At 74.7% G+C, this 7,668-nt stretch carries 5 protein-coding genes; 2 read left to right on the forward strand and 3 right to left on the reverse strand.

Annotated features, from left to right (window positions below):
• On the reverse strand, positions 1 to 2,282 hold a 2,282-nt coding region (locus tag GV126_RS32020; protein ID WP_236570322.1), incomplete at its 3' end, for a sensor histidine kinase.
• 351 nt (positions 2,283 to 2,633) lie between these two features.
• Here GV126_RS32020 and GV126_RS32025 point away from each other — a divergent pair.
• Together GV126_RS32025 and GV126_RS32030 are read left to right on the forward strand one after the other, a co-directional pair.
• Positions 2,634 to 4,091, forward strand: coding sequence for an APC family permease (locus GV126_RS32025; RefSeq protein ID WP_159674401.1), 1,458 nt, complete (start codon positions 2,634 to 2,636; stop codon positions 4,089 to 4,091).
• A complete protein-coding gene (locus GV126_RS32030) occupies positions 4,088 to 5,110 on the forward strand; it encodes an acetamidase/formamidase family protein (protein ID WP_159674403.1) in 1,023 nt (340 codons plus the stop codon). The genes GV126_RS32025 and GV126_RS32030 overlap by 4 nt, the downstream gene beginning before the upstream one ends.
• Positions 5,111 to 5,169: 59 nt before the next feature.
• On the opposite strand, the gene GV126_RS32035 is transcribed toward GV126_RS32030, so the two are convergent.
• A complete protein-coding gene (locus GV126_RS32035) occupies positions 5,170 to 6,675 on the reverse strand; it encodes an FAD-dependent oxidoreductase (RefSeq protein ID WP_159674405.1) in 1,506 nt (501 codons plus the stop codon).
• A 1-nt stretch (position 6,676) separates the two neighbouring features.
• Entirely contained in the window at positions 6,677 to 7,618 is a 942-nt protein-coding gene (locus GV126_RS32040) for an aromatase/cyclase (RefSeq protein WP_159674407.1), read from the reverse strand.
• Between the last annotated feature and the right edge of the window lie 50 nt (positions 7,619 to 7,668).

The following is a 7,668-nucleotide window of genomic DNA, read 5'->3' on the forward strand; positions in this document are numbered from 1 at the left end:
GGTCCGTTGTCGGCGTACGGGGTGAGTCCGCTGCCGGTGTACGGGACGGGCGCGGCGTCGGCGTACGGGGCGGGGGCACTGCCCGTGTAGGGGGCGTGCGCGCCGTCGCCGTACGCGCCGGTCGCGGCGTCGTGCGCGCCGTGGTGCGGGGCGGGCAGGCCCGATGCCTCCGGTGCCTCCGACGCATCCAGTGCCTCCGGTGCGTCCGGGGGCACCGCGCCCGGCGGGGCGGCGGGTGTGCCGGGGTCCGGCGTCCGCGGCCTCGCCTCCTCGACGGGTTCCTGGCTCCGGCGGGCCTCGGCGAGCCCGACGCCGCGCTGGAAGGCGGCCATCAGCCCCGGGTCGTGGCCGGGGACGTCGTCACCGTCCTGGCGGGGTGCCGGGCCGCCGCGCAACTGCGGCACGAGGTGCTCCTGAGCGCGGCGGCGGGGCAGCCGGGGCTTCTCCATGGTGCCGCGCACCACGCCGTCGCGCGGCGCGGGCATGACGCCCGCGTGCGCGGCCACGGCCGCCCGGTCCTCCGGACGGATGCCGGGCACCGCCTCCGCCGGGGTCGGCCGTCCCGTACGGGACCCGCGCCGGGGCAGGGGCGCGGGCGCGCCACCCGCCGAGGGCGCCGCAGAGGCAGCGGAGGGCGCCGGTTGCGCGCCGCCGGTTCCCGGTACGCCCCGCGCGCCGACGCCCGTACCGTCGCGATCGCCCTCCGCGCCCGGGCCGCCCGCGCTCCGTGCTCCCTGCGCGCCGCCGCCGTCCACGTCCGCCGCCGCGCCCGCGCGGTCCGCGCCCGCCACGGCGTTGCCGGCTCCGGCGGCACCGGCGCCTGGGGAGCCGTTGCCCCGGGACCCCGCCCCGACCGGGTCCGGGCCGGCGTCCGGACGGGGCGAGCCCTCCGGAGGGATCGTGCTCGCCCGACCGACCGGGCCCTCCGGCCGCGCCGCCCGGCCCGGCACCGGCGGCTGCACCGGCTGCCGCGTCGGCAGTGCCTCCGGCGCCTCCACGGGAGCCCGCACACCGGCGGACGCCCCCGGCGGCGCCTGCGGGCCGGTCTCCTCGCCGAGCACCCCGTCCATGCCCGCCTCCGCCCCGAGCAGTGCCTGCGGCACCACCAGAACGGCCTGCACCCCGCCGTAGATGTTGCTCTGCAGGCGGACGGTGATGCCGTGCCGCCGGGCCAGCTGGGAGACCACGTACAGGCCGATGCGGCCGTCCGCGAGCAGGCTGGCGACGTTGACCTGGTCGGGGTCGGCCAGCAGGGCGTTCATCCGGAGCTGTTCGCCGACCGGCATGCCCAGGCCGCGGTCCTCGACCTCCACGGCGAGCCCGGAGGTGACCAGGCCCGCGCGCAGCAGGACCTGGGTGTGCGGCGCGGAGAACACCGTGGCGTTCTCGACGAGTTCGGCCAGCAGGTGGATGACGTCGGCGACGGCGTGGCCGCGCAGCCGGCCGTCGATCGGCGGCACCAGCTTGACCCGGGAGTACTGCTCGACCTCGGCGATGGCCGAGCGCAGCACCTCGGTCATGGGGACCGGGTTGCTCCACTGGCGGCGGGAGACGGCGCCGCCGAGGACGGCGAGGTTCTCGGCGTGGCGGCGGATCCGGGTGGCGAGGTGGTCGACGTGGAAGAGGCCCTTGAGCAGGTCGGGGTCCTCGATCTCGTTCTCCAGCTCGTCGAGGAGGGAGATCTCGCGGTGCACCAGGGACTGCAGGCGCCGGGCGAGGTTGACGAAGGCCTCGAGCTTCTGTTCGCTGCCGGCCTGGCTGGAGAGCCGGCTGGCCTGGACCACGGCGCAGACGGCCCCGTCGTGGGCGCGGGCGAGGTCGGCGGCGAGCAGTTCGAACTCGTCGGCGTCGGCGGGCGGTCCGCCGCGCTGCGCGCGCCGGGGCGGTTCGTCGCCGTGGCGCAACGCCTCGACGAGGGCCTGCAGTTCGGCCTCGCGGCGCGCGGTGCCGGCGCGCAGGGCGCCGATCCGGTCGTGCACGGAGCGGGCCGCGCGGCGCGCGGCGACGACGGCCGTCACCAGGGCCGCGAGGGTCACCGAGGCCGCCCCGGCGAGCACCGCCCACAGCACGAGGCCGGGGCGCGCCCCGGTGGAGCGCACGGTGAACAGCACGGCGGCGACCGCGCTGAGGGCCACCGCGGTCGGCGGCAGCACGGCCAGGCGCAGCAGGTGGGGCCGTATGTGGGTCTCGGGCAGCGAGGGGGTGGTGCGGGCGACCGGCCGGCCGTGCCGCCCGCCTTCACGGCGGTCCGCACGGGCGGCCGGTGCGCGGAGGTGTGACATCTGGTCCTCGTACTGGTCCGTCGGGCCTGTGGGCTCACGCGGGGGCGCGAGCGGGCATGCGCCATCGCTGTGCCGGCCGGCCGGGCCGCTCGTTGCGGCACTACGTCGCCCGACGGACACTCACCGTAGTCAGCGGTGCATCATGTGCGGGGGGCAGTTGCCGAAATCGCCCGCGGATCGTCCCGCTCTGGTATGAGGCGTCGTACGACAGACCGATACCGTGACGGTGGATCGTCGGCGCTTCCCGGACCCGGGCGCGGGCCGCCGCCGGGTCGCGCGCGGACTCCCGCCGGACCCCGACCGGCCGTACGCTCTCCCGCGGCGCGGAGATCCCGCGGTGAGGAGAACGCGATGACCGAACCACCGGCTTCCGACTCGCTCCAGTCACGTCAGTCGCTCCAGAACCACGGCTACCGGCAGGAGTTGCGGCGTTCGCTGAGCTTCGCCGACCTGCTGGTCTACGGCCTGGTGTTCATGGTGCCGATCGCCCCCTTCGGGATCTTCGGCAGCGTCTTCCAGAGTTCCGGCGGGATGGTGGCGCTGACGTACGCGGTGGGCATGGTGGCGATGATGTTCACGGCGCTGAGCTACGCGCAGATGGCGCGGGCCTTCCCGATGTCCGGGTCGGTGTACGCCTACGCCGGGCGCGGCATCGCCCCGCCCGTGGGGTTCCTGGCCGGCTGGATGATCCTGCTCGACTACGTGCTGGTGCCCGGATTGCTGTACCTGATCGCCGGGATCGCGATGAACTCGCTGGTGCCGGCCGTGCCGGTGTGGCTGTGGCTGGTGGCGTTCGTCGTGCTCAACACGGCCGTGAACTACACGGGCATCCGGATGACCGCGCGCGTCAACAAGCTGATGCTGCTGGCCGAACTCGTGGTGCTGGCCGTGTTCCTGGTGGCCGGCGGGGTGGCGCTGGCCCAGGGCAAGGGCCGCGGCTTCGACTTCACGGCGGTCTACAACGCGCACACCTTCTCCTGGTCGCTGGTCTTCGGCGCCGTCTCCGTCGCCGCGCTGAGCTTCCTGGGTTTCGACGGCATCTCGACGCTGGCCGAGGAGAACAAGGACTCCGCGCGGGCCATCGGCCGTTCCATGGTGGCGGCGCTGCTGCTGGCCGGCGCGCTGTTCGTCGCGCAGACCTGGCTGGCGTCCCTGCTGGTGCCCGACCCGGACCGGCTGATCGGCCGGGGCGATCCCGACGGCACCGCCTTCTACGACGCCGCCCGCGCCGCCTCCGGCGCGTGGCTGGCCACCCTGACCGCCGCGGCCACCGCGGTGGCCTGGGGGTTCGCCAACTCGCTCGTGGCCCAGGCCGCCACCTCACGACTGCTGTACGCGATGGCCCGCGACGGGCAGCTGCCGTCCTTCCTGGCCCGGGTGCACCCGCGGCACCGGGTCCCGGTGAACGCGACCCTGCTCACGGCCGCCGTCTCGCTGGGTCTGGGCCTCTACATGAACTCCCGCGACGACGGGGTGACGTTGCTGAGCAGCCTGGTCAACTTCGGTGCGCTGACGACGTTTCTGGTGCTGCACGTGTCCGTCGTGGTCCACTACCTGATCCGCCGGCGCAGCCGCGACTGGTGGCGGCATCTGGTCGCGCCGGCCATCGGGTTCGGTGTCCTGGCGTACGTCGTGGTCAACGCCGACATCGCCGCGCAGCGCCTGGGGTTCGTCTGGCTGGGCATCGGCGTGGTGGTGCTGGCCGGGTTGCTGCTGGCCGGCCGCCGCCCGCAGCTGGCCGCCGTGGCGGGCGCGGACGAGCCCGAGTCCCGTCAGGTTTCCCCGACTCAGCCGAAGGAGAGCGCATGAGCCTGTCCGACCGAGTGATCAGTGTCCCCGCGGACCCCGACCGGTACGCCTACTCCTTCGGGGGCGGCTCGCCGGTGGTGACGGTCCGGCCGGGCAGCGTGGTGGAGTTGTTCACCGAGGACTGTTTCGGCGGCCGGGTGCGCGGGCCGGCCGATCTGCCCAGCCGGGTGTGCGCCTTCCCGTACCTCAACCCGGTGACCGGTCCGGTAGCGGTCGCCGGTGCCGAGCCCGGGGACGCGCTCGCGGTGCACTTCGTGGACATCGCGCCGGCCCGCGACTGGGGCGTCTCCAGTACCTTCCCGCACTTCGGCGCCCTGACCGCCACGCACACCACCGCCATGCTGCACCCGGCGCTGGAGGAACGGGTCTGGGTGTACGGCATCGACGCCAAGGCCGGCACCTGCCGGTTCGAGGCCACCCGCGGCGACTTCGCGGTGGACCTGCCGCTGGATCCCATGCACGGCACCGTGGGGGTGGCTCCCGCCGCGGGCGAGCGGCTGATGTCCATCTCCCCCGGTGTGCACGGCGGCAACATGGACACCCCGGAGCTGCGCGCGGGGACCACGGTGTACTTCCCCGTCAACGTCGAGGGCGCGATGTTCGCCGTCGGTGACGGCCACGCCCGGCAGGGCGAGGGCGAGGTGTGCGGTACGGCGGTGGAGTGCGCCATGAACACGGTGGTGGCGGTCGACCTCGTCAAGGGCGGCGCACCGGCCGTCCCGCGGCTGGAGAGTGACGACTTCCTGCTGAGCACCGGGCACGCGCGCCCGCTGGAGGACGCCTTCCGGATCAGCCAGCACGACCTGGTGCAGTGGACGGCGGACCTGCTGGGCCTGGACCGGCTGGACGCCTACCAGTTGGTCAGCCAGGCCGGACTGGCGCCGGCGGCGAACGTCTGCGACACCCAGTACACGATGGTCGCCAAGCTGCCCAAGAGCGTCCTCGGCGGTGCCCGCGCCTACGAGGGCGCGCACGAGCGGTTGCGGGCGCTGGGCGCGGAGTACCTGCGGCAGCGCTGAGCCGCGGGCGGTGTCCGACGTCCCCGGACGGCCGAGTCCCACCCGGCTGTCCGGGGGTCTCAAGGGGAGCCGAACCAGCGGGCGGCGGCCTGGTCGAGCCCGTCGCCGTCCCCGGTGCCCGCCCAGACGACGTGGCCGTCGGGCCGCACCAGCACGGCGCGGGCGTCCTCCAGCGGTGAGCCGGCCGCCGTCTGGGCGGTGACCGTGTCGACGCGGTCGGCCAGGGCGGCGTCCAGGTGCGGCGGCGGCCCGCCCACGCCCAGCAGCAGTCCGCGTCCGCAGCGCAGCAGGTCGGCGGTGGTGCACACGAGGGCGCCGGTGCGCAGCACGGTGTGCGGCAGGCGGGCGCCGAGCAGCGGGGGCCCGGGGCCGCCGACGTCGTACCGGATCGCGAGGCCGCTGATCATCCCGGCGAGGTGGGCGCGCACGTCCTCGTGGGCGATGAGCTCGGCGAGGACGGGGCGCAGCGGCTCGACCTCGGGGCCGCCCAGGAGCAGCAGGGCCTGGGCGCGGATGTTGCCGAGGACGGCCGCGCCGACCGCGGCGCGTTCGGTGTCGTAGGTGTCGAGGAGTCCGGCGGGGGCGGTGCCGTCGACGGCTGCGGCGAGTTTCCAGCCGAGGTTGTAGGCGTCCTGGAGGCCGAGGTTGAGGGCCTGGCCGCCGATGGGCATCTGCCGGTGGGCGGCGTCCCCGGCGAACAGGATCCGGCCGTGCCGGTAGCGGGTCAGGCACCGGTTCTCGTCGTCGAAGCGGTTGACCCACACCGGTGTGCCGCCGGTGATGTCCTCGCCCGTCACCCGCTTCCACGCGGCGGCGACCTCGTCGTAGTGCGGGTCGCCGGTGCGTTGTCGGACCGCGGCGCCGAACTCGTGCACCATGACCCGGGTCACGCCCGCCGGGTTGCGGGCGGCGATGGCGAGGCCGGCGGGGAGCCGCTGGAAGCGCCGGTTGGGGATGTCGAGGCCCTCGACGTCGGCGCGCAGCAGTTCCCGTGCGGCCGGGGTGCCGGGGAAGTCGGCGCCGGTGAGGGCGCGCACGGTGGAGTCCTGGCCGTCGCAGGCCACGAGGTAGGGGGCGCGCAGCAGGACGCGGGTGCCGTGACGGTCGGTGGCGGCGGCCTCGACGTGGCTGCCGTGGTCGTCGACGGTGTGCAGGGTGTGCCCGCATCTGAGGTCGGCGCCCAGGCCGAGGGCCCATTCCTCCAGCACCGACTCGGTCTTGGTCTGGGGGACCTTCCACTGCCCGGGGTAGGGGCCGGGCAGGGTCAGGTCGAGGGGGATGCCGCCGAAGTGACCGCGCGGCTCGCACGGCGGGGTGCCGAGGTCGGCGAGCAGGCCGCGGCTGTCGAGCACTTCCATGGTGCGGGCGTGCAGGGTGGACGCCCGGGACTCGGTGGTGGGGCCGTGCCGCCGTTCGACGAGCGTCACCTGGATGCCGCGCAGGGCCAGTTCGCCGGCGAGGAGCAGGCCGACCGGGCCCGCGCCGACGACGATCACCTGGGTGTCGACCGTCCGGGCAGGCCCGGTGGGCTCCAGCCGGTGGTCCTGGTGCGGGTCGGTGGCCATGTCAGCGGTTCCGCTCCGCGTACTGCTTGGCGTGGCCGAGGGTGGCGAGGCTGTTGGTGCTCAGCGCGCTGTGCACGTAGGCGCGGGCGTCGGCGACGGTGGCCTGGGGGCCGAGGATCCTGGCGATGTTGTCGGTGTTGAGGGTGACGGTGTGCTGGGAGCTGGCCGTGGCGCCCGCCTCGGTCTCCTCGAAGGTCCACACACCGGTGTGCAGGGTCATCAGCGCCGGCAGGGTGACCTGCTTGTAGGCGATGCGGTGCCGGCCGAGGACGACCCGGTAGGACTTGGTGGTGTGCGTCGAGCCGTCCTCGGCCCGGGTGTCCATCTCCAGTTCCTGCAGGCCGGGGGTGTCCTCGGTGAAGCGGACGCGGGCCACGTGCGGGAGCCGCTCGGGCCACAGCCCGGCCTCGTTGACGAAGGCGAAGGCGTCCTTGGCGGCGCCGTCGATGCGCACGCTGTCGGTGAAGGAGAAGGTCAGCTGCTGCGTCTCGGCCTCGTGGACGCGCTCGACGTTCTCCTTGAGCGCGGCCAGTTCGCTGGTGCTGTTGCGGTCGACGGCCCGCTCGATCCACAGCAGGTCGTGCGGGTCGTCGTCGACGGCCCGGTAGTCGTGCAGGAGCCGGACGCGGCAGCTGCCCCCGTCGAGGGGTTCGACGATCCAGGTGCCGCCCATGGCGGCGACCGGCGGCGCCGGCACCTCCTGGCGGAAGGTGATGCGCAGCGCCTCGCCGTCGAGGGTGCGGCGGGAGGTCCACGTCTTGGGTTCGCCGTTGGCGGTGGCCCAGATGCGGATGCGTTCCTCGCCGGCGCCGGTCTCCTCCCGGTCGACGTAGATGGTGGGCGGGAAGATGCGCGGCCAGTTGGTCACCTCGGCGAGGAGGCGGTAGACGGCGGCAGCGGGCGCGCTGATGGTGATCTCGTGCTCGACCTCACGAGTCGTCATGACGGCTTCTCCTCGGTGGTACCGGCTGTGCGGGCGTCAGGGAGCGGGGC

The organism is Streptomyces mexicanus (genome assembly GCF_902506575.1).
Taxonomy (GTDB): domain Bacteria; phylum Actinomycetota; class Actinomycetes; order Streptomycetales; family Streptomycetaceae; genus Streptomyces; species Streptomyces mexicanus.

Bases quoted from the DNA above. Each gene is read 5' to 3' on its own strand.
- GV126_RS32025 (WP_159674401.1), top strand. From the start codon at position 2,634: ATGACCGAACCACCGGCTTCCGACTCGCTCCAGTCACGTCAGTCGCTC.
- GV126_RS32030 (WP_159674403.1), top strand. From the start codon at position 4,088: ATGAGCCTGTCCGACCGAGTGATCAGTGTCCCCGCGGACCCCGACCGG.
- GV126_RS32035 (WP_159674405.1), bottom strand. From the start codon at position 6,675: ATGGCCACCGACCCGCACCAGGACCACCGGCTGGAGCCCACCGGGCCT.
- GV126_RS32040 (WP_159674407.1), bottom strand. From the start codon at position 7,618: ATGACGACTCGTGAGGTCGAGCACGAGATCACCATCAGCGCGCCCGCT.